The following is a 20,548-nucleotide window of genomic DNA, read 5'->3' as shown; positions in this document are numbered from 1 at the left end:
TCATATGAGCACCAGAAACCTTCACGATCACGAACATGGCCACGGGGCAGGCGGGGACGGCGCTGACGCGGTGACCCGGCTCCACGCCGCCGGCCTGGCCGTCACCAACCGGCTGGGCGCCGGCATGGACGGCACGGTCTACGCGCTCGACGCCGACACCGTGGTGAAGGTGTGGAGCCGGCAGACCGCACCGAGCCTGGAACGGCTCCGGGCGTTCTACGCCGAACTGTCCGCCGCGGGCCTGCCGTTCGCCACTCCCCTCATCCATGACCTGCGCAGTGTCGCGGGCACGCCGGTGACGATCGAGCGCCGACTGCACGGTCGGCCGCTGTCGGAGTTCATCGGCGCGGCCGGACCGACCGAGCACGCGATGCGTGCGTTCGCGGGCGTGGTGGCCGCGCTGCGGGAGATCGAGTCGGGCTCGGCGGCCAGGGACCTGACGGTGATGGACGAGCCGAACGCGTTCTACACCGAGAGCGCCCTGTCCTGGCCGCAGGCGCTGCTCGGCCTGCTCGAGCGGCGGGTCGAGGCGTACGCCGACCCACTCCGGGCCGCCGTCCCGGGATTCGACGTTCTCCTCGACCAGACGGTGGCGGGGGTTCAGGCCCTTCTCCCCCGCACCGGCGGCCGCGTCGTCCACGGCGACCTGTGCCCACCGAACGTCCTGGTCGACGAGGAGCTTCGGGTGGTGAGCGTGCTCGACTGGGGCTACCTCAGCACCGCCGGGGATCCAGCCTTCGACGCGAGTCTCGCCGCCGGCTTCTTCGACATGTACAGGCCCCGGGCACGAGCGAGCGACGAGACGCTGACCAGGTGGTTCGTCACCGAACTCGGGTACGCTGCGCCGCTGCTGCAGCTCTACCGCGCCGTCTACGCGATCGTCGGCGCCTGCGCCTACGACCCGGCCGGGGCGGACGGGCACTTCGAATGGTGCGCGGCCCAACTGCGCCGGGACGACGTTCGAGCCGCCCTGGGCGTGTAGCCGGAACCGGAGACGCGGCCCGCCCTGCGGACTACAACGTGCAGCCGACCAGGACGGGCTCGTTGACGAGTTCGACGCCGAACCGCGCCCGCACTCCGTCGCGAACCTCCCGCGCGAGCGCCAGCAGGTCGGAGGTGGCGGCGGCGCCGGTGTTGGTCAGGGCCAGGGTGTGTTTGCTGGACAGCCGCGCCGGACCGGTGCCGTAGCCCTTCCCGAACCCCGCGTGCTCGATCAACCAGGCCGCGCTCGTCTTCACCAGCCCGTCGCCGGCGGGCCAACGCGGCGCGAGGGCGGGCAGCCGGGTCGCGGCGTCCTCCGAGAGCACCGGGTTGGTGAAGAACGAACCCGCGCTCCAGGTGTCGTGGTCGGACTCGTCGAGCACCATCCCCTTGCCGCGCCGGAGGCCGAGGACGGCGTCGCGGACGTCGGCGAGTGGGGCCCGCTCCCCCAGCTGGACGCCGAGCGTGCGGGCGAGCTCGGCGTACTCCACGGGGGCGCTCTGGTCGCCGAGCCGTAGCTGGAGCACCACCTCCAGCACGACGTAGCGCTCGGGCGCGCGCTTGAAGCGACTCGTGCGGTAGCCGAAGCCGCAGTCCGCGAGGGCGAGGGTACGTACGGCGGAGTCCACGCGGTCCCAGACCCGCACCTGGGCGAGGGTGTGGGCGATCTCCTGGCCGTAGGCCCCGATGTTCTGGATCGGTGCGGCACCGACGAGGCCCGGGATCCCGGACAGCGCCTCGACCCCGACCCAGCCCTCCGCGACCGCACGCTGGACGAAGCCGTCCCACTCCTCACCTGCGGCGATGCGCACGACCGCGCCGCCGCAGGTGTCGGCCGACTCCACCCGGACGCCGCGGGTGCACAGGCGTACCACGGTGCCGGGGAAACCCTCGTCGGCGACCACGACGTTGCTGCCGCCGCCGAGGACGAGCAGGGGCTCGGCGGAGGCGTCACCGGCCCGGACGAGCTCGACGAGGGCGTCGACGTCGTCGACCTCCACCAGTCGCTTGGCGGGGCCGCCGAGCCGGAGCGTGGTGAGCTCGGCCAGGGAGACGTCAGCGCGTTCGTGCACAGGATGCCCGTCTGGTTCGGTGGCGCGGGGCCAGGTCAGCTGAATCGTGGAGCTCGGTCAGTCGAGGCGGACCACGGCGCGTGCGGCGCCGAACACCTTGTCGCCGCCGGCGAGGGCGGTCAGGTCCACCCGCACCAGGTTGTCGTCGAGTTTGTCGGCCACCTTCCCGCCGAACGTGACCGCGACACCCTCGTCGGTGTCCGGTACGACGACCGGGCGGGTGAAGCGCACGGAGTACTCCACGACGCGGGCCGGGTCACCCACCCATTCGGTGACCACCCGGGCGCCAGCACCCATCGTGAGCATGCCGTGAGCGATGACGTCGGGCAGCCCCACCTCCTGGGCGACCCGCTGGCTCCAGTGGATGCGGTTGAAGTCGCCGGAGGCTCCGGCATAGCGCACGAGGTCCTCCCGGCGCAGCTTCACCGTCACCGGCCTGAGCTCGGTGCCCTTCTCCACGGCGTCGTACGCCGGAACGCTCATGCCGCTTCCTCGCGGTGGACCACGCTGGCCCGGGCCGTGCAGACCGGCTCGCCGTCCACGGTGCTGATGTCGGTGCGGGTCATGATCAGGTCGGTGCCCGCCACCTGCCGCACGCTCTCGATCGTCAGCGTGGCGACGAGCTCGTCGCCTGGGCGGATCGGGCGGGCGTAGCTGAACTTCTGGTCGGCGTGCACGACGCGGTGCAGCGCCACACCGCTGTCAGGGTCGTCGAAGAGCTGGTTGAGCAGGCCGAACGCCACCACGATCGGGAACGTCGGAGGCGCCACCACGTCGGAGTGGCCGAGCGCTCGGGCGGCGTCAGGGTCACGGTAGGCGGGATTCGGGTCACCGATCGCGTCGGCGAACTCCCGGATCTTCTCGCGGCCGACCTCGTACGGAGTCTTCGTCGCGTAGTTTCGGCCGACCAGGGTGGAGTCGACTGGCATGTACGCGACCGTACCGGAGCGGGCCGCCGATCGGATGTGCGGAGGGCGGCGTGGCGACCTCGCGCCGGGCGGAGACACCGCGCCCGGGCACGCAGAAGTGGGCCGCTCCCACCTGGCGGTGGAAGCGGCCCACGACGATCTTGGGCTGCGGAGGACCTACCGGGTCTCGCGGTGCGCCCGGTGGGTGCGGCAGCGCGGGCAGAACTTCTTGAGTTCCATCCGGTCGGGGTCGTTGCGCCGGTTCTTGCGCGTGATGTAGTTGCGCTCCCGGCACTCAGTGCACGCCAACGTGATCTTGGGCCGGACGTCGGAGCTCTTGCTAGCCACGGGATGCCTCTTGTGATCGCTCGGGACAGGTAGGTCCTGTAATAGTACGCACTAATGCACAGGCGGCCAGGCCGGTGGGCTACCACCGGCCGGCCGATTGGTAGCGGTGGCCGGACTCGAACCGGCGACACAGCGATTATGAGCCGCTTGCTCTACCGTCTGAGCTACACCGCCGCCGGACCGGTGGCCGCCCGGTTCCGGGCGGCTCCGGCCACAGAGCCCCAATACGGAATCGAACCGTAGACCTTCTCCTTACCATGGAGACGCTCTACCGACTGAGCTATTGGGGCGAGCGACAACCGAGGATACAAGAGCCCCGAACTCCATCGGCACCGGGATACCGCGCAAAGCGGAAACCTTGGTGCAGACCTGGTCCGAGGACGTCGTCGACGGACCGAGCTTGGGATCTCCCTCAGCAGCCGGGGATACCTTACGCGGTCGGCTCGTCGCCCGCGACGTCGACCACCACTCCATCGGCACGGTGCAGCGCGACGCTGTTCCGGCCGCGGCTGAAGTCGACCACCGGAGGGTCGCTGTGGTAGCAATCCGGGGCGTTCGTGCCGGGTCCGACATGCACCGAAAGCGCACCTCCGGCCGGGATCGTGTAGCCCGCGCCGATCGGCAGGCGATAGCCCGGATCGTCCCGGAGGTACCACCCGCCGACGTCCACCGCGGCGTCGGAGATGTTGCGCAGGACGACGTATCGGCTGGTCTCGGCGGCGGCCACCGAAGTCGCACCGGCGGCACTGTCCGCGCCGCTCCCGCCGCCTGATCCACCGGCCAGGCGTTCGACGACCACGCTCGCCGGGCCCGGCACCGGCGGAAGGCCGTCGACCACGGCTCGGGCGAGCGCCGGGTAGTTCTGGATCAGCGCGTCGGCGCCCTGCGCGACCAGTGACGCCACGGCCACCGGGTCGTTCGGCGTCCAGAACGCCGGGCGCAGCCCCGCCGCCCGGATGCGGACGATGTCGCCCTGGGCCAGCCGGCGGTAGTGGGGGATGAAGAAGTCCATCCACCCCGACAGCTCCCGCAGCTTCGCGTCGTCGGGGACGGCCTCCGCGATGCCGCCGATCGGTACGGCATGGTCGATCAGGTCGGCGAAGGTCGCGAGGGTCTCCCAGTCGAACGAGGTCGCGACGAACCGGCGCTCGCGGTCCGGTGCGGTCAGCCAGCCTCCCGGCGTGGTGCGCGGGACCTCCGCCACGGCCGGCGCGAAGTCGGGGTGGCGTCCGGCGCCCTTGAGCTCGAGCCACACGCCGATGCCGTACTGGTCGAAGGCTTCGAGCGCCTCGCGGAACGTCGGGACGCGCTCGCCGGCGAAGCTCTCGTCGAACCACGAGCCCGCGTCCAGCGTCCGCAGCTCGGCCAGGGTGAAGTCGCCGACCGTCCACGGCGCACGGTCCGGGAAGACCTCCCTGGCGTTCGTGGTGCGGGCCAGCGTGTTGTCGTGCACGAGCACGGGCACGCCGTCCTTGCTGAGTACGACGTCGACCTCGGCGTAGTCGGCCCCCTGCCGGGCGGCTTCGCGGATGGCCGCCACGGTGTTCTCCGGCGCCACCCCGGACGCCCCGCGGTGTCCGACGACGATCACGTCGCGTCGCCCCTCCCGCGCGCTCTGCGTGGCCTGTGCGGCAGCGGACTGATCGAGCATCGAACGTTTCCTCCTGCGACGGGTGTCGCCCATGGGCGGGCGCGGCCAGCGGGCACCAGCGTTACCGACCTGCCGGCTCGGCGTCCAGCCGGCGCTCACGTGCCGGCCAGGCGGGCGGTGGCACGGGCGGTGGCTCGGGCGGTGGCTCGGGCGGTGGCTCGGGCGGTGGCTCGGGCGGTGGCTCGGGCGGTGGCTCGGGCGGTGGCTCGGGCGGTGGCTCGGGCGGTGGCTCGGGCGAACGCGCCGGCCAGGACCGGAACGAGGTGCCGTCGGCAGTGTCCGCGCGCCCGGCGACGGGGTGGCGGACGGAGGGCGAACGGTCGGTGTCGCAGGACGTGGGCCGCGTCACCTCGAGGGCCCGTGATCAGGTCGGACAGCGACCGAACAGGTTGTGGTAGGAGGGAGTCATGCGAATCGGAGCCGTCTTTCCGCAGATCGAAATGAGCGCCGATCCTGACGACATCCGTACCTACGCCACAACCGTCCAGGATCTCGGATACACCCACGTCCTCGTCTACGACCACGTCCTCGGTGCCGACCCGGCCGCCCATCCCGGCTGGTCAGGCGCCTACAGCCACACGGACCCGTTCCACGAGCCGTTCGTGTTGTTCGGCTACCTCGCCGCCATCTGTTCGCTTGAGCTGGTGACGGGGGTCATCGTGCTACCGCAACGCCAGACGGCACTGGTGGCCAAGCAGGCCGCCGAGGTCGACGTCCTGGCGCGCGGCCGCACCCGCGTCGGTGTCGGCATCGGATGGAACGCCGTGGAGTACGAAGCCCTCGGCGAGGACTTCTCCAGTCGTGGCCGGCGGATCGACGAGCAGATCGAGCTGCTCCGGCGGCTGTGGTCGGAGCCGGTCGTCGACTTCACCGGCGACCATCACCAGGTGACCGGCGCGGGCATTCTCCCGCTTCCGGTGCAGCGGCCGATCCCGGTCTGGATCGGAGCGCAGTCCGCGCCCCGCGCACTGCGTCGTGCCGGGCGGCTGGGTGACGGGTGGTTCCCGCAGTTCGCGCCCGGTCCCGAACTCGACCGCGCGATCGAGATCGTGCACCAGGGCGCGCGCGAGGCCGGCCGCGAACCGGCGTCCCTGGGCATGGAGGGTCGTCTCACAGTCACCCGGGACACGCTTGGCTCGGTTCCGGAGACCGTGGAGACCTGGCGGAAGTTGGGCGCGACCCACCTGTCGGTCAACACCATGCGCGCGGGCCTGCGGGGCGTCGACGACCACCTCGACCTGCTCCGCGAGGTCGCGAGCGCGATCGACCTCGGGAAGGCGGGCGCCTGAGCCTTCGCCAGGAGCGCCCGCGCCCCGACCCGTCACCGGACCCGCCTCACCCGGACAACCGCCGGTCGGCGTTCGCCTCCGCGACCGTCGACTGGCGGCCGTCGAGCGGGCCCGGTGAGGTCGGGGCGCTCAGTGCTTGGAGCGCTTGGCCATCGCCGCGGTGGCCGCCGCCACACAGATCAGGCCGACCACCATTCCCATTGCCTTGAGCGCACGGCGGGGACGACGCGCCGAACCCGCGCGCATCTCCTTCATCCGACGGGACCTGGATCCCATGCTGCACCTCTTTCCGGAGACCACGGGACCGACCCGTGGGTTTTCGCACGAGCGTTGTCTTACCCCCCAGGACCGACATCCTCCGCGGTGGGTGAAAATTCGGCCCCACATTCGGGTCGGATTCGCGCTGCGCAAGGTCTGAGATTTCTCTCATCGATCAACGCCGGACTTCACGGCCGAACGACGTACGTCCGGACCGACCGCGCGCGCGTCGCCCGTCAGCTCCGATGAAGGAGTAACAGTCGGCCAGTTGGCCAGGTTGTCCACAAACTGACGATCCGCCCTGGCTTGCCCCGTCACGTCCCACATGATTCCCAGGAGCTGTTCAACGAACTGAGAGACGCCTACAGACAAGGCGGTGGACACCCCTGATGTCGCAGCAGGTCGAAGCACTGGTGGAGCGGCTCACCGAAGCCGATCCCGACCTGGCGCCGATGCTGTCCGAACACCGGCAGCGGTTCGGCGAACAGGCGCCGCAGGCGTTCCTGCGGACGGCCGCGTTCGTCACCGCGGCCGGTTACCAGTCGGCCGACCCGGACAGTGCCGGACAGTTCCAGCGCCTGCTGGACTTCCTCGAGTCCGAGGTCGGCAGCGACGACGAGATCGACGCACTGATCGCCGCCTCCTTCCTCGCGAACCTTCCGCTCGACGACGATCCGCGTGGTTCGGTCGGGAACCACCTCGGGCCGAAGCTGCGTGGCCTGCTTGGTCGGCGCCCGTCGACCACCTCGACGCACCGCGCCGTCCACCGGCTGGTCGCCGCCGAACCCGCGCTCGCCGGGGAGCTCAACGAGCACATCGAGACCTACGACGAACTCCTCCCCCACGTGTTCATGGGCGAGCTGATCGATCGGCTGACCGAGTGGTCGGCTCCGGCCAGGAGCCGAACCTCGCCCGGGTCCGCAACGTCCTGGCGGCGCTGGAGCGTGAGTACGACACCGACTACGAGGTCGACGAGCTGATCGCGGCGTCGTTCGTCGAGGATCTCCCCGAACGCGGCGAGCCCGGCAGCGGGATCCTCGGCCTGCTCGGCCCCAAGCTCGGCAAGGAGCTCAACCGGCAGCGGAGCTAGCACGTCCTCGAGCGCGGCGCGGGTGCGAACGCTGCGCACCGTGACCCGGGCGGCACAGGCAGGACGCGCCTAGAGTCTGATCACGACGCGCCCACGCGGAAGGCCCGACCATGACAGACCAGCTGGACCGGCCCCTCCGGCTCGGTGTGATCGGCTGCGGCCGGATCAGCCAGGCCGCCCACCTGCCCGCGATCGCCAAGACCGCCGCCGTCGAACTGGTCGGGGTCAGCGACACGAGTGCACAGCTCGCCCACGGTGTCGCCGCGAAGTACGACGTCCCGGCCTACAGCCAGACCGCCGACCTGCTCGCCCAGCGGCCGGACGCGGTGCTGATCGCCGTACCCGACCGTTTCCACCACCCCGTCGGCGTCGCCGCTCTGGAGGCCGGGGCGCACGTGCTGATCGAGAAGCCGGCGGCCGCCACCAGCGTCGAGGCGCGCGAGCTCGTCGACCTGGCCGCCGCGAAGGGGCGCAAGCTGCAGGTCGGCTCGATGCGCCGGCACGACCCCGGCATCGCCTACGCGCGGGCCGCCGTACCCGAACTCGGCGAGCTGCTCAGCGTCACGAACTGGTACCGCATCCAGGGGCAGCTCCGCCCGCCGACCGAGGCGACGCTGTTTCCCGCGATGGTCGTCGACGACGACGTGCGCCGATCCGAGGCCGGCTTCAAGGCCGACCGGGCGCACTACCTGCTCAACACCCACGGGGCGCACGTGTTCGACGGGCTCCGTGGTCTGGTCGGGGAGCTCGGCACCCTGCGGGCGCAGTTCGCCCACTCCGGCCGCGACTGCAGCTGGCACGGGACCGGCCGGCTCGCGGGTGGCGGGCTGGTGACGTTCGAGATCACCGCCGACATCCACGCGGAGTACGCCGAGGGCATCGAGATCCACGGCGAACACGGGCGGATCAGCATCCGCTCCTACTTCCCGTTCTTCCGGCGTACCAGCTCGGTCCGGGTGCATCTGGAACGCACCGGCGAGACCCGCGTCCCGGAGTTCGGAGCCAGCGATCCCTACCAGCGCCAGCTGGAGGCGTTCGCCCGTTCGATCGCGTCCGACACCCCCACGGACCCCTCGGGCGCGGACGGCGTCGCGGCACTGCGCCTCATCGAGGCCGTACGCGACAGCGTCGCCCGGGACGGAAAGCCGGTGACCCCGTGACCGATCCAGGCCACGCGGGTTCCCACCTCGAGATCGGCATCTTCGCCCGGACCTTTCCCCGCGCGATGGCGAGCGAGGTCGCGGCCGCCGTCCGCGCCGCCGGCTTCGCACTGACCCAGCTGAACCTCTCCGCCTTCGGGTTGCCGACGATCCCCGCCGCTGAACGGGACGCCCAGGGCTCGCCGATCGACTACGGCGCGATCCGGGCGAGCTTCGCGACGGAAGGCGTGCGGATCTGGGGCGTCTCGGCGACGTACAACACGATCCATCCCGATCCGAGCGCCCGGCGGCGGAGCACCACGGCCGCGGTCGCCTACCTTCCCCACGCCGCCGAACTGGGCGCCCAGGTGGTGACGCTGTGCACCGGTACCCGGGACCCAGACGACATCTGGCGTCGCCATCCCGGCAACGACGGCGAGGACGCCTGGACGGACCTGCGCGCGACCCTCGACCAGCTGCTCCCGGCGGCCGAGGCCGCCGGGGTTCGGCTCGGCGTGGAGCCGGAGGCCGGCAACGTCGTCTCCGACGCCGCGCGTGCCCGCCGACTGCTCGACGAACTCGGCGGCGACGCGGCGCTGGTCGGGATCGTCCTGGACCCGGCGAACCTGCTCGACCCCTCGACCGCGCGCGACCAGGAACGCATCCTCTCCGCCGCGTTCGACGAACTCGGCGACTCCGTCGTCTGCCTGCACGCCAAGGACGTCGTGACCGCGGGCTACGCCGCCGCGGGTACCGGGCTGCTCGACTACGACCTGGTGCTCCGGCTGCACGCCGGCCTCCCCCACGCGGTGCCCGTCGTCATCCAGGACGCGGCCGAGGACGACGTCGCGCGGGTCCGCGGGTTCCTCTACGACAACGCCCCGGCCCCGGGCTGATCGGGCCCGGAGCGCGGGGCGCGGGCTGGTTCGCGGTCGGTCGTTCGCCCTCAGGCGGGATCGGCCGGGTTGACGGTGCTCACGACGGCGTTGCCCACCTGGTCGACGAAACCGTTGATCGTCGGCACGTGGAGGTACAGCCCCACGACCGTGACGCCGACCATGCCGGCGGCGATGACGTGTTCGTACCACCGACCTGTGGTCATCGGCCCCGAGCCCATCCGGTTGGGCTTGCCGTCCAGCCAGCTGAACGGCAGCGGGATCGAGCCGACGGTCAGCGCATCACCGAGGATGTGCACGAGGACGCCGAGCGCGACGGCGTAGGGCAGCCAGTCGGCGTCGACGGTGGCGCCGTGCTGGACGAGCCACCACGCGGCGCCGAACGACACGAGCAGGTTGATGGGCCAGGACTTCTCGTACTCGCCGGGAATGACGAAGTGACAGGCGCGCAAGGCGAGTCCGATCGCCACCGCCAACACGACCATGAGCGTCCACTTCTGCATCCCGGCGAAGTAGACGACGAGCCACCAGAACACCGGAGCGACCAGGAAGTCGTGGGTGCCACCGCGGTGACCGCGGCCGAGGAACACGACCAGGACGCTGAGCGCGCGCGAGAGCGGGCCCCACATCCTGGTCACCGTGGAGGACTGGTGGTCGAGGTCGGGTAGCAGTGCCATGCCGCCACAGCAGGCGACCCAGGCGAGCTGCCCGGCCAGGCGATCGAGCGGTATCAACGGCAGTGTCACGGCGCCGGCGGCGAGGCCGGAGACGGCGTGCGTATGTCCCATCACCGCCGAAACGATCTCATGCACCGCCGACATCCGGCCGCGGGGTCGCTGCCTCCCGCGGCACGGGCCGCCGTCCTCCTACGCGGAGGTCGTCGTGGGTTCGGTCGTGGCGGGTTCGGCCTCGCCGTAGGTTCGCAGCAGTTTCACGCGGTACATCGCCTGGTCCGCCGTACGCAACAACTCGTCGACGCTGTCGACACCGGCGGAGGACGCACCGAGCCCGATGCTGACCGTGACCTCGATGTCGCGCTCGTCGAAGTGGACGGGACGGCGGACGTCGGCGGCGAGCCGGCGCGCCAACGCCGCCGCCTCCTCCTCGGTGGTGTCCCGCAGGGCGAGGACGAACTCGTCCCCGCCGACCCGGGCCACGACGTCCTGCTTGCGCACGTGGACGCGCAGCCGCCGGGCCACCTCGACCAGGACGCGGTCGCCGACCTCGTGGCCGAACTGGTCGTTGATGCGCTTGAACCGGTCGATGTCGCAGAACAACACGCTGACGTGTCGGCGGTCGGAGACCAACTGGCCGAGGCGGGCCCGCAGCTCGGCCCGGTTGGAAAGACCGGTCAACGGGTCGTGCGCGGCAAGGTGGGCGAGCTGTTCCTCGCGGTCGTGGCGTTCGCTCACGTCGACCAGATGGAGGAGCTTGAAGTCGGGTCGGCCGGCGGCGTCGAGCACCACGGAGCTGTTCGTGGACACCCACAGAGCCCGCCCGTCGCCGCAGACCAGCCGCAGGTCACCGCGGTAGGTGCGGCCGCCACGCGGAAGGAGGTTGCGGTCCCTTCGATCGACGACCGCGGGCAGGCCGAGACGCAGCAGCTCCTCCTCGGAGTAGCCGAGCATGTCGCACAGTGCGGCGTTCACCCGCAACAACGCCCCCTCGTCGGCGGGGTGCAGGCTGGTCACCGCCATGCCGCTCGGTGCGAGTTCGAAGACCTGACGGAAGCTCTCCTCGCTGGCCCGAAGGGCGCGGTGCTCCTGCTCCAGCCGGTCCATCGTGGAGAGGACCTCCGCGTGCAGCCGCGCGTTGTCGACGGCGATCGCGGCCTGCGCGGCGAACATCTCCAGGAGTTCTCGCTGCAACTCCCCCGGCACCTTGCCGTCGGTCGGCAGGTCGACGCTCAGGACTCCCACGAGTTCTCCGGTCGGCGCGTAGAGCGGCGCCACCAGGATGTCCTCGGGGTGCCAGGCGTCCGGCTCCTCCGAGGAGCCCTCGGCGGGTACCCAGGTCGGCACGTCCTCGGGCAGGTCCCGCACACCGTGCGGCAGGAAGCGCAGCGCACCCCAGCGGACGGCGGAGTCGAGGACCTCCTCCCAGGCCCTCCGCGGGCCGGTCTGGCCCTCGAGCGTGGCGCGGACGTCGGCCGGACCGGCCACTGCCGCCACGCGCAGCAGGTCGTCGTGAACGACGTTGATCGCGGCTACGCCGAAGCCGAGGCTCGACACCACGCTGTCGACGAGTGTCTGCAGTGTCGCGGACAGGTCACGTGCGGAGTTGAGCTCCTGGCTGACCCGGTGCAGCCGCCGAAATGCTTCGAGCCGTTCTCGCAGGCCGTGCTCGTCGCCCACTGCGCCCCCAAGACCGTCGTACTGATCACTGCAGGGAGCCTAGCCTGGACCCTTCGCACACGGTGTCACCCCCGTTCACCCGAGCGTGCACGGAGCGCTTCGCTTCCGGGCCTCTCCGTCACCAAGTTCCGTCACCACTCGGACGTCGGAGTCGGCGGGTCGGGCGGCTGGGTCGGGCGGCTGGGTCGGGCGGCTGGGTCGAGGGCTGGGGGCGCCGGTCAGTTCGCCCGGCTCGCGGCCCGGTGCCGCGAGGCGGCGAGGCTCGCGACACTGGTCACCGTCAGGGTCGCGGCGATGAACACCAGCGAGGCGATGATCCCGATGTGCGGCAGGTGGACGGGACCGATGTCGCTGAGCCCCTCACTCTCCATCGCCTCGAGGATCAGCTTCACCCCGATGAAGGCCAGGACGACCGCGAGCCCGTAGCTCAGGTAGAGCAACCGGTCGAGCAGCCCGCCCAGCAGGAAGTAGAGCTGGCGCAGACCCATCAGGGCGAACGCGTTGGCGGCGAAGACCAGGAAGCCCACCTGGGTCAACCCGAAGATGGCCGGGATGGAGTCGAGGGCGAAGACGACGTTCGCGGCCCCGATCGCGAGCACGACGATCACCATCGGGGTGAACATCCGCCGCCCGTCGACGGTGGTCACGAGCCGTGACCCGTCGTACTCCTTGGTGGTGGGCACCAGCCGGCGCATGAGCCGGACGATCCGGCCCTCGGTGAAGTCGGCCTCCTCGCCCTCGTTCTGGAACGCCAGCTTGATCGCGGTGTAGATCAACAGGGCACCGAACAGGTAGAAGATCCACTCGAACGCGTTGACGGCAGCCGTGCCCGCGGCGATGAAGAGGGCGCGGAGCACCAGCGAGATGGCGATGCCGATGAGCAGGACCTTGTGCTGGTTGATCGCGGGTACGGCGAAGCGCGACAACAGGATGACGAACACGAAGAGGTTGTCGACGCTGAGGCTGTACTCGGTGATGTAGCCGGCGAGGAACTCTCCGGCTGGTCCGGAGCCCGCGGTGAAGAGCAGGATCAGGCAGAAGACACCGGCGAGTCCGACGTAGAGGAGGACCCACATCGTGGCCTCGCGCATGCTGACCGTGTGCGGTCGCCGGTCGGCGTAGACCAGGTCGGCGACGATGATGGCGCAGATGACGAGAACGGTGACGAACCAGACCCACAACGGGACATGCACGTGCGAGACACCTCCGGCGAAGGACGTATTTGCCGACCCGCCGGAGGTCTCCTCCGTCCCTTCGGCTACCGAAGCGGACCGATGGCACCGGGTTCGCACACTGAACGAACCGTGATGACGACACCACCGCGAGGGAGTACTCCCCTCCAACTCGCGAGCAGTTTAGACCTGCGTTTCCGCCACCCCGGAGGGGGCGAGGTTCCCGAGCGTCCAGCGCCGGCCAGCGCCTGGCCAGGGCTGGCCAGTAAGGAACCGGTAAGCAGCTCGCAAGCAACTCGCCACGAAACGGCAAAGGGCCAACCCGTGCCGGCTCCGGCCAATCCGGTCCGCTGCCGGCCGCCGGTCGATCCGGCACCGCGTCGCCGCCTCCACCCTTCCACGGGAGTTTTCGCCTTCCCTGTCGAAGTAACGCAGGTCACACCCGCCCCGAGGTCCGGCCGGCCACGCACGGCGACGTCGCCACCCACCGGCGCCGCGTACGTACGACCACCGAGCCGGTACGGAGAAGCCGCGCCGAGGCCGGGGCGTCACACCCGCAACCACGTAACGTGTTCCCTGAGCCTCTCGCGGTCACCGGTGATCGTCGAGCACGGTAGAGTCGCGCCGTCGTCAAGGATGCCTTGACGCGAGACACCCAGCGGAGGTGACCATGCTCGACATCGGTGTGGTGGGCGCGGGTATCCGCGGCCGGATGTTCGCCGGCGCACTGCGCCAACTCCCCGACGTGCGCGTCGTCGCGGTGGCCGATCCCTCCCCCGCCGGGGCCGACCTCGCCGCCGAACTCGGCGCCACCGCCTACCCGAGCCACCGCGAACTGCTCGCGGCGCACGACCTCGCCGGGCTGGTCGTGGCGACGCCCGACTTCGCGCACCGGGACGCCACCGTCGACGCGGCCAAGGCAGGCGTGGGGCTCCTGGTCGAGAAGCCGCTCGCCACCGACGTCGAAGAGGCACGCGAGATCGAGGCCGCGATCGCCGCCGCGGGGGTGCCCGCGATGGTGGCCTTTGAGAACCGCTGGAACCCTCGCTTCGTCGTCGTACGCCAGCAGGTCGAGAGCGGCGCCCTCGGCGACGTCCTCTTCCAGTGCGCCCACCTGAACGACACCCGCTACGTGCCCCAGGAGATGCTGTCCTGGGCCGGGCGGACCACGCCCGCGTGGTTCCTCATGCCACACACCGTCGACCTGGCGCTCTGGTTGTCGGGGCGCACTCCGGCCACCGTCTACGCGACCGGGTTGCGGCGGGAGCTCGCGGGAGCCGGGATCGACACCTACGACGGGGTCCATGCCCTCGTCACGTTCGACGACGGCAGCACGCTCGCCCTGCAGTCCCACTGGGTGCTGCCCGAGTCGTACCCGAGCGTCTTCGACTTCCGCTACGAACTCGTCGGCGCCAAGGCGGCCGTCCGGGTGGAGGGCGCGGACGAGGGTGTGCAGCTGGCCGGACCGTCGCTGCGCTGGCTCCACCACGCGACGGTGGAACGAGGCGGACGGGTCGTCGGTGTCGCCGCGGAGATCGCCCGCGACTTCGCCGACCTGCTCAACGGCCGACCGGTCGACGTACCCACCGTCGCCGAGGGGGTCAGGGTGACCACCGTCGTCGCCGCGATCCACGAGAGCGCACGGACCGGGCAGGTCGTCCGCCTGGGGTAAGGCGCCGTAGGGCTGACCGTGCTGACAGGGGCTGACAGGGGCTGACCACAATCGGAGCCTCGCGGCGCGGTTCACGGGCGTCCGTTGACCTGGTGACGTGCGCACAGCATCGTGATCACGATGTCTACACACCGAAGCGAGCGCCGAGACGACCATCACCGGCCGCGTTTCCACGTCCGACCACCCACCGGGTACGTCAACGACCCGAACGGGCCGCTCCTGGACGGCGGGACCTTCCACCTGTACTTCCAGCACGTGCTCGACACCCCACGGGTCGGGCCTGTGCATTGGGGCCACGCGACCAGCCCCGACCTCGTGTCCTGGACGCTGCACCCGCATGCCCTCACCCCCGGACCGGGCACCCCGGACGAGGGCGGCTGCTGGTCCGGGAACACCGTCCGCGTCGACGATCGGGTGTACGCCTTCTACTCGGCGTTCACCCGCGGTGACCGGTTCCAGCCCGTACGCCGGGCGGAGTCGGCGGACGGCTTCGTCTTCACCGACTCGACCGCGATGGTGGCGCCGCCTGGCCCGGACGAGGAACCGGTGCAGTTCCGGGACCCGTTCGTGTGGCACCACCACGGCCGCTGGTGCATGGTCGTCGGCGCCGGCCTCGGCGGTGACCTGGCGCAGGCCCGGCTGTACGAGTCGACGGACCTGTCCGAATGGACCTACGTCGGCCCCTTCGCCGGCCGGCCGCGCACAGACCACGGCACGGCGGACGACACCGGGATCATGTGGGAGTGCCCGCAGTACGCCCCGCTCGGCGAGTGGGGTGTGCTGCTCGTGGGTGCCTGGCACCCCGACCACGGGATCATGCGGGTCCTCGCCCTCGCCGGCCGCGACGGCGCGAACGCCCTGACCGACCCGGGCCCGGCCCGGCAGGCCGACCACGGACCGAACTTCTACGCGCCGTCGGTTCTGCGCGACCCGACCGGCCGGATCCTGGTCTGGGGGTGGGCCACCGAGGGCCGGGACACGGCGGCCACCATCGAGGCCGACTGGTCCGGCATGCTGACGCTGCCCCGGGTGCTGACCGTCACCGAGGCCGGCGAGCCGCGCTGGCACCCGCCGGCCGAGCTGGTCGGACTCCGCGCGGAGCGGGTCGACCGGGTGGAGGGACCGCTGTCGGCGGCGCACATCGTCGACGGCGTGCCCGCGCAGTTCGAACTCGAACTCCGCCTCACCGCGCCGAGCCAGGACCACCCGCCCACCCGGGTCCGGCTCGTCACGGCAGACAGCGACACGGACGCGGAGCAACCGGAACAGCTCACCTTGGTGGTCGACTGGCAGGCCGGCACCGTGGTGCTCGACCGGGACGCCGCGAGCCGGGACGAGCGCTCGCATCGCGGCACGTTCACGATGGACGACGCCGTTGTGTCCACCGGAACGGACGGACGCTCGGTCGACCTGCGCCTGCTGGTCGACGGCTCGGTCGGCGAGCTGTTCAGCGCGACCGGACAGGTGCTCACCACCCGGTTCTATCCTTCCGGCGCCCCGCCCTGGACGCTCCAGGTCGACCCGGGCGGGGCCGTGGACGGCGAGGTCACCGTCTGGCGCCTACGCTCCACGGTGGGGTCCACCGCGGGGTAGGCGCTGAACGGAACCCGGGTCCGACTACGCCGGACGTGACCGCCAGGCGGCCAGCACCTCCGACTCCTCGGCCACGGTCAGGCCGGCGCGGAGCGGCTGCTGGTCGCGCCCGGTCTCCCGGGCCCAGGCGAGGGTGTCGCGGGCCGTCTCCTCGAGGTCACGCAGGACCAGGCCCGCGGCGAGCGCGGAGGAGACGTCGTGACTCAGGTGTCCGGCGTACTGCGGCAGCGGTACCCACAGCGGTAGCGACCGCGGACCGGACCACTCGTTGACCTGCTGGGCGGCCAGGAAGTCCTGGTCCACCCAGGTCAGCTCCGGTTCGACGCCGACGCCGGCACCGACGCGGGCCAGCATCTCCGCCCGCGGGAACGCCGGGCTGGTCGCGTCGAAGGTGCCGACCACGCCCTCCTCGGCGCAGCGGACGATCCAGGCCGCGAGGTCGCGGACGTCGACCATCTGCACGGCCTCCTCCGGCGAACCGGGAGCGAGGACCTCACCGCCCCGGGCCAGCCGCAGCGGCCAGTAGGTGAAGCGGTCGCTCGGGTCGCCGGGCCCGACGATCAGGCCGGCGCGCAACACGGCGGCCCGGTCACCGAGCGCGTCGGTCACCGCTTGCTCGCAGGAGATCTTGGCCGGGCCGTAGTTCTCCATGTCGGCCTCGGCGGCCGCGTCGGCCTCGGCCGCGAGCGGCTCGTGCACCAGAGCAGTCCGCACATTCTGGCCGGGCGTCGCCTGGTCGGTGTAGACGCTGATCGTCGAGACGAACGTCCAGTGCTTCACGCCCTCCGCCAGGGCCGCGACCGCGTGTCTGACCTGGGTGGGCTTGCGGGCCACGTCGATCACCGCGTCGAACTCCCGGCCCGCGAGGGGCGCCAGGCCGTCCGGCGCATCCCGGTCGACCCGCACGAACGTCGTGCCGGCCGGCGGCTCGCCGCTGCTGCCGCGTGCCGCGCAGGTCACCTCGTGGCCGCGGGCCGCCGCGTGCGCGGCCGTCGCCCTGGACAGGAACACCGTGCCGCCGAGTACGAGTACGCGCATGCTGGAACCTCTCGTCGTCGTTCAGGCGTCGCGCACCTGGTCGCCTACCTGGTCGCTCATCTCGTCGCTCACCAGGTCACGCGTCCGGTCGCCCGCCTGTCCCGCGGACCGCACCGCGGGTGAGACGAGCCTCCCGCGCTACGCGGAACCTTCGCCAGCCGATTGCGCTGACAGCGATCGGGCTGCGCCGCGAGCGAAATCGCTTGCGGCGCAGCCCGAGGGGTTCGCGGCCGTGGCTGACCGAGAGGTGTCAGCCCATCCCTTGCGGGTTCAGTGGCGCAGGGCCACCTTCGAGGCGAGCGTGCCCGCGTCGTCCGGCGCCACCCAGCCGGCGAGCACCCGCGGGTTCGCCCCGAGCGCCCGGTCCAGCGGAACGGTCACCGTGGTCCGGCGGGCATCCGCGACCGGTACGACGAGCTTGCCCGCCGTACCCGAGTCGTCGACCACGAACACGTGCGCCTCACCCGCGCCGGTCGCGCGCAGGTCGACCTTGACGGTCGTCCCGGGTGCTCGACCAAGGCGAGCGCCGGTGAGCCAGCCGCTGTCGCCGTCCGGCGCCACCACACCACCGGACAGGGGCACGTGCACTCGTACCGCCTGCTCCAGCGTCTGCGGGGACTCCACACTCGTCAACGCGGTGTTGGGGATGATCGGGTCGGCGGTCGGCCGGGCCGCGGGCCGCGGGTAGTCGGCGAGCCGAGCCCGGCCCCAGCGGTACGGGTCGCCCTGCACCCCACCCCAGGTGGACCAGCCGATGCGGGTCTGGCCGGTCTTGTCCTGCGTGTCGGAGTCGTAGACGAGGACGTTCACACCCAGCTGGTCAGGGTCGACCGAGGCGGGGAGTTCGGCCAGCGGGATCGCCACCTCGACGGTGTAGCCGGTGTACGGCGAACTCACCGTGCTCGCCCAGCGCACCCCCGGAGCGGTCTCGGCGATCGGGCCCTGGTGGTTGTCGGCGTCGCGGAGCGCACACGCCGGACCTTCGGCCGTGAACGGCAGCACGCCGAGCTTGAACGTCGTCGAGGTGTTCTCGCTGGTGCCGCGCGGGTCGACGGCGATCTCCACGCTGTCCGTACGCCAGTGGCGCTTGCAGTCGTCGGTCGCCAGTGGCGTACCGGCGACGTCGTCGCGGACCTCGACGCCGACGTACAACGTGTCGCCACTCCGCGTGAGGTGCGTGGTGCCGGAGCAGTCGGCGGCGGAGCCGCACGCGGTGCCCTCCCAGAGTCGGGAGATGTCGAGCGCCTCGCCGGGGTACTCATCGGCACCGATGGTCCCGTCGAGCGTCGGTGCGGTGGCGGCCGCCTCGATGGTGGTGGTGGGGACGAGTTCCAGCGCCGGCTTGGCGACCGAGGTCGCGCCCGCCGCCGTCGTCGTGGTCACCGTGTAGGCGTAGTCGCCCGCGTCCGCGCCGTCCGTGCCGCCCTCGTTCGAGGTGGGCAACGAGGCGTCGGTGTTCGTGACGGTGAACGTCACCTTCGTGCTCGCATCGGGTGCGAGGTCGGCGAAGGGCCTGCTCGCCGCGTCAGCGCCGAATCCGTCCGGCAGGTCGAGGGCAACGGTGCCCGACTGCGCGGTGTCGGTGGTGTTGGTGACGGTGTAGTCGATCGGGCGCGAGCCACCGGAGGGGAGCGTGAGGACGGGCACGACGAAGCCGCTCAGCTGGGGTACGCCGACCTGGCGGGCCCACTGCTCGAACGACGCCACCTGCGGCAGTGGCTGCTGCTCGGTGCGCACCTCCGACGCGACCTCGACCTGGGTCGCCGCGTAGCCGGTGCCCGCCTTCGTGGTCAGGAACGCCTCGAGCCGCGCACGGGTGTCGCCCGCGCCGGTGGCCGGAGGGGTCACGGTGAACGTCGCGCTCGCCGAGCGACCGGGGCGGATCTTGCCGAGGTCGCCGTCGCCGCTGACCTGCCAACCCGCCGGGGCACGAAGTGCCACCGACGAAACGCCGAGGTTGGCGCCCTTCGGCGCCTGGACCCGCACCGTGACCTGGCCCGGCGTACCGGGCTCGACGTCGAAGGCGCTGTCGACGTGGAGTTGTGTACCCAGCGGCACGGTCCCGGCCGGTCGGGTGAGGGCGCCGTCCAGGATCGCCGACGGCGCGGCGGCCGCCGGCGTACCGACCTGGGCGTAGGGCACCCGCGAGACGACCTGGGTGAAGCGGTCACAGCCGAGCTGCGCCGGATCGGTGGGAGCGTCGGCGAAACCGGCCCAGCCCTGGGAGGCGTACTCGCGCTGCGCCTCCCGCTCGACCTGCGCCCAGGTCTTACCGAGCCGCTGCGACGTGGCGCCGGAGAAGACGCCGTAGATGTCCTGGGTCGGGTCGACCGGGGTGAAGGTGTCGACGCACGACGGGCCGCTCGGTCCGGTGCCGCGAGCGCGGCTCAGCAGGACCTTCGCCGGCGCGAACGCCTTCAGGCCCTCCTTGCTGAGCTGCTCGGGATAGGCGTTCGGGTCGGCGGCCGCGTAGTAGGCCGCGAGCGCGAGGCGGGCGGCCTCCTGGTGGTTTCCGTGGTTGCCGGGAGAGGGCGCCGGATCCATCGTGACGAGGATCTCCGGGCGGGTCTGGCGGACCAGACGCACGACTTTCTCCAGGGTGTCGTCCTGGTCCCACAGCTGCTCGGTCAGCGGGGCGGACACGGTGTAGTAGAAGTCGACCTTGTCGAGGTTGAACACCTCGGTGACGCCCGCCTTGCCGACCGCGCGGCGTTCCTCGGCCTCACGGAGTAGGCCGAGCGCCGGCCCCTCCTCCGGGCCGACGGCGTTCCCGCCCCCCTCGCCTCGGGTGACGGTGATGACGCCGGTACGGACGTCGTTCTGCTCACCCCACTGGCCGAAGGTGGACAGCGAGCCCGACTCGTCGTCGGGGTGGGCGCCGATGAAGAGGGCGCCGAGGTCGACCGGATTCCCCTCAGACGTCGACGACGACGCTGGCTTCGAACCGGCACCCGACGACGGCGGCGCCGCCCCCGCGGGCCCGGCCGCACCGGCTACGAGAGCGCCGGCCACGAGGGTTGCCGCGACGAGGCCCGGCGCGACACCCGCGCCACCACGTCGTCGGAACGGTAGGAACTGCATGCTGT

General features: G+C 71.5%; 19 protein-coding genes and 2 tRNA genes. 8 read left to right on the top strand and 13 right to left on the bottom strand.

Features of this window, described 5'->3' with window-relative positions; all coding sequences use genetic code 11:
- Positions 1–4 precede the first annotated feature (4 nt).
- The gene (locus tag HEB94_RS21090; RefSeq protein ID WP_192751491.1) at positions 5–982 is read left to right on the top strand and encodes a phosphotransferase family protein; all 978 of its coding nucleotides are present in this window, start codon (positions 5–7) and stop codon (positions 980–982) included.
- Positions 983–1,013: 31 nt separating this feature from the next.
- Here HEB94_RS21090 and HEB94_RS21085 read toward each other — a convergent pair whose 3' ends face one another.
- From HEB94_RS21085 to HEB94_RS21055, 7 genes are all read right to left on the bottom strand, one after another.
- Positions 1,014–2,054: a UDP-N-acetylmuramate dehydrogenase gene (locus HEB94_RS21085; RefSeq protein ID WP_192751490.1), complete on the bottom strand. Its 1,041-nt coding sequence runs from the start codon at positions 2,052–2,054 to the stop codon at positions 1,014–1,016.
- Positions 2,055–2,111: 57 nt separating this feature from the next.
- The gene (locus HEB94_RS21080) at positions 2,112–2,537 is read right to left on the bottom strand and encodes a MaoC family dehydratase (RefSeq protein ID WP_192751489.1); all 426 of its coding nucleotides are present in this window, start codon (positions 2,535–2,537) and stop codon (positions 2,112–2,114) included.
- The gene (locus HEB94_RS21075; RefSeq protein WP_192751488.1) at positions 2,534–2,983 is read right to left on the bottom strand and encodes a MaoC family dehydratase N-terminal domain-containing protein; all 450 of its coding nucleotides are present in this window, start codon (positions 2,981–2,983) and stop codon (positions 2,534–2,536) included. The genes HEB94_RS21080 and HEB94_RS21075 overlap by 4 nt, the downstream gene beginning before the upstream one ends.
- A 156-nt stretch (positions 2,984–3,139) precedes the next feature.
- Entirely contained in the window at positions 3,140–3,310 is a 171-nt protein-coding gene (gene rpmG, locus HEB94_RS21070; RefSeq protein ID WP_192751487.1) for a 50S ribosomal protein L33, read from the bottom strand.
- A gap of 98 nt (positions 3,311–3,408) precedes the next feature.
- Positions 3,409–3,484: transfer RNA gene (locus tag HEB94_RS21065), tRNA-Met, on the bottom strand.
- Between the two features lie 43 nt (positions 3,485–3,527).
- Positions 3,528–3,600 (bottom strand) — tRNA-Thr (locus HEB94_RS21060).
- Positions 3,601–3,740: 140 nt separating this feature from the next.
- Positions 3,741–4,961, bottom strand: a complete 1,221-nt coding sequence (locus HEB94_RS21055; RefSeq protein WP_192751486.1) for a glycerophosphodiester phosphodiesterase family protein — start codon at positions 4,959–4,961, stop codon at positions 3,741–3,743.
- A gap of 407 nt (positions 4,962–5,368) precedes the next feature.
- On the opposite strand from HEB94_RS21055, the gene HEB94_RS21050 reads away from it, so the two are divergent.
- Positions 5,369–6,250, top strand: a complete 882-nt coding sequence (locus HEB94_RS21050) for an LLM class F420-dependent oxidoreductase (protein WP_192751485.1) — start codon at positions 5,369–5,371, stop codon at positions 6,248–6,250.
- Between the two features lie 129 nt (positions 6,251–6,379).
- On the opposite strand, the gene HEB94_RS21045 is transcribed toward HEB94_RS21050, so the two are convergent.
- Positions 6,380–6,526: a hypothetical protein gene (locus HEB94_RS21045; protein ID WP_192751484.1), complete on the bottom strand. Its 147-nt coding sequence runs from the start codon at positions 6,524–6,526 to the stop codon at positions 6,380–6,382.
- 371 nt (positions 6,527–6,897) lie between these two features.
- Between HEB94_RS21045 and HEB94_RS21040 the strand changes: the two genes are divergently transcribed.
- The 4 genes from HEB94_RS21040 to HEB94_RS21025 all read left to right on the top strand — a co-directional run bounded on the left by HEB94_RS21040 (position 6,898) and on the right by HEB94_RS21025 (position 9,633).
- On the top strand, positions 6,898–7,488 hold the full coding sequence (locus HEB94_RS21040) for a hypothetical protein (protein ID WP_192751483.1): 591 nt from the start codon (positions 6,898–6,900) through the stop codon (positions 7,486–7,488).
- The gene (locus HEB94_RS21035; RefSeq protein ID WP_192751482.1) at positions 7,389–7,598 is read left to right on the top strand and encodes a hypothetical protein; all 210 of its coding nucleotides are present in this window, start codon (positions 7,389–7,391) and stop codon (positions 7,596–7,598) included. Before HEB94_RS21040 ends, HEB94_RS21035 begins: the two co-directional genes overlap by 100 nt.
- 110 nt (positions 7,599–7,708) lie before the next feature.
- A complete protein-coding gene (locus HEB94_RS21030; RefSeq protein WP_192751481.1) occupies positions 7,709–8,758 on the top strand; it encodes a Gfo/Idh/MocA family protein in 1,050 nt (349 codons plus the stop codon).
- Positions 8,755–9,633, top strand: a complete 879-nt coding sequence (locus tag HEB94_RS21025; RefSeq protein ID WP_192751480.1) for a TIM barrel protein — start codon at positions 8,755–8,757, stop codon at positions 9,631–9,633. Before HEB94_RS21030 ends, HEB94_RS21025 begins: the two co-directional genes overlap by 4 nt.
- Positions 9,634–9,683: 50 nt before the next feature.
- On the opposite strand, the gene HEB94_RS21020 is transcribed toward HEB94_RS21025, so the two are convergent.
- From HEB94_RS21020 to HEB94_RS21010, 3 genes are all read right to left on the bottom strand, one after another.
- Complete coding sequence (locus HEB94_RS21020; protein ID WP_192751479.1) at positions 9,684–10,445, bottom strand: metal-dependent hydrolase; 762 nt, start codon at positions 10,443–10,445, stop codon at positions 9,684–9,686.
- Positions 10,446–10,499: 54 nt separating this feature from the next.
- Positions 10,500–11,987, bottom strand: coding sequence for a diguanylate cyclase domain-containing protein (locus HEB94_RS21015; RefSeq protein WP_192751478.1), 1,488 nt, complete (start codon positions 11,985–11,987; stop codon positions 10,500–10,502).
- Positions 11,988–12,205: 218 nt separating this feature from the next.
- The gene (locus HEB94_RS21010; RefSeq protein ID WP_192751477.1) at positions 12,206–13,180 is read right to left on the bottom strand and encodes a TerC/Alx family metal homeostasis membrane protein; all 975 of its coding nucleotides are present in this window, start codon (positions 13,178–13,180) and stop codon (positions 12,206–12,208) included.
- Positions 13,181–13,829: 649 nt separating this feature from the next.
- Between HEB94_RS21010 and HEB94_RS21005 the strand changes: the two genes are divergently transcribed.
- Together HEB94_RS21005 and HEB94_RS21000 are read left to right on the top strand one after the other, a co-directional pair.
- Positions 13,830–14,831, top strand: a complete 1,002-nt coding sequence (locus HEB94_RS21005; protein ID WP_192756584.1) for a Gfo/Idh/MocA family protein — start codon at positions 13,830–13,832, stop codon at positions 14,829–14,831.
- Positions 14,832–14,951: 120 nt separating this feature from the next.
- Positions 14,952–16,424 (top strand): glycoside hydrolase family 32 protein, encoded by a 1,473-nt coding sequence (locus HEB94_RS21000; protein WP_192751476.1) that lies wholly within the window; start codon positions 14,952–14,954, stop codon positions 16,422–16,424.
- A gap of 24 nt (positions 16,425–16,448) precedes the next feature.
- Here the strand turns inward: HEB94_RS21000 and HEB94_RS20995 are convergent, their stop codons facing one another.
- Together HEB94_RS20995 and HEB94_RS20990 are read right to left on the bottom strand one after the other, a co-directional pair.
- Positions 16,449–17,462: an NAD-dependent epimerase/dehydratase family protein gene (locus HEB94_RS20995; protein WP_192751475.1), complete on the bottom strand. Its 1,014-nt coding sequence runs from the start codon at positions 17,460–17,462 to the stop codon at positions 16,449–16,451.
- A gap of 270 nt (positions 17,463–17,732) precedes the next feature.
- Positions 17,733–20,543: a sugar-binding protein gene (locus tag HEB94_RS20990; RefSeq protein ID WP_192751474.1), complete on the bottom strand. Its 2,811-nt coding sequence runs from the start codon at positions 20,541–20,543 to the stop codon at positions 17,733–17,735.
- Positions 20,544–20,548: the final 5 nt, after the last annotated feature.

This window comes from Actinopolymorpha pittospori, from assembly GCF_014873875.1.
Lineage (GTDB): Bacteria > Actinomycetota > Actinomycetes > Propionibacteriales > Actinopolymorphaceae > Actinopolymorpha > Actinopolymorpha pittospori.
Note: the sequence above shows the minus strand (reverse complement) of the source record. Positions and strands in the feature narration are given on the sequence as shown.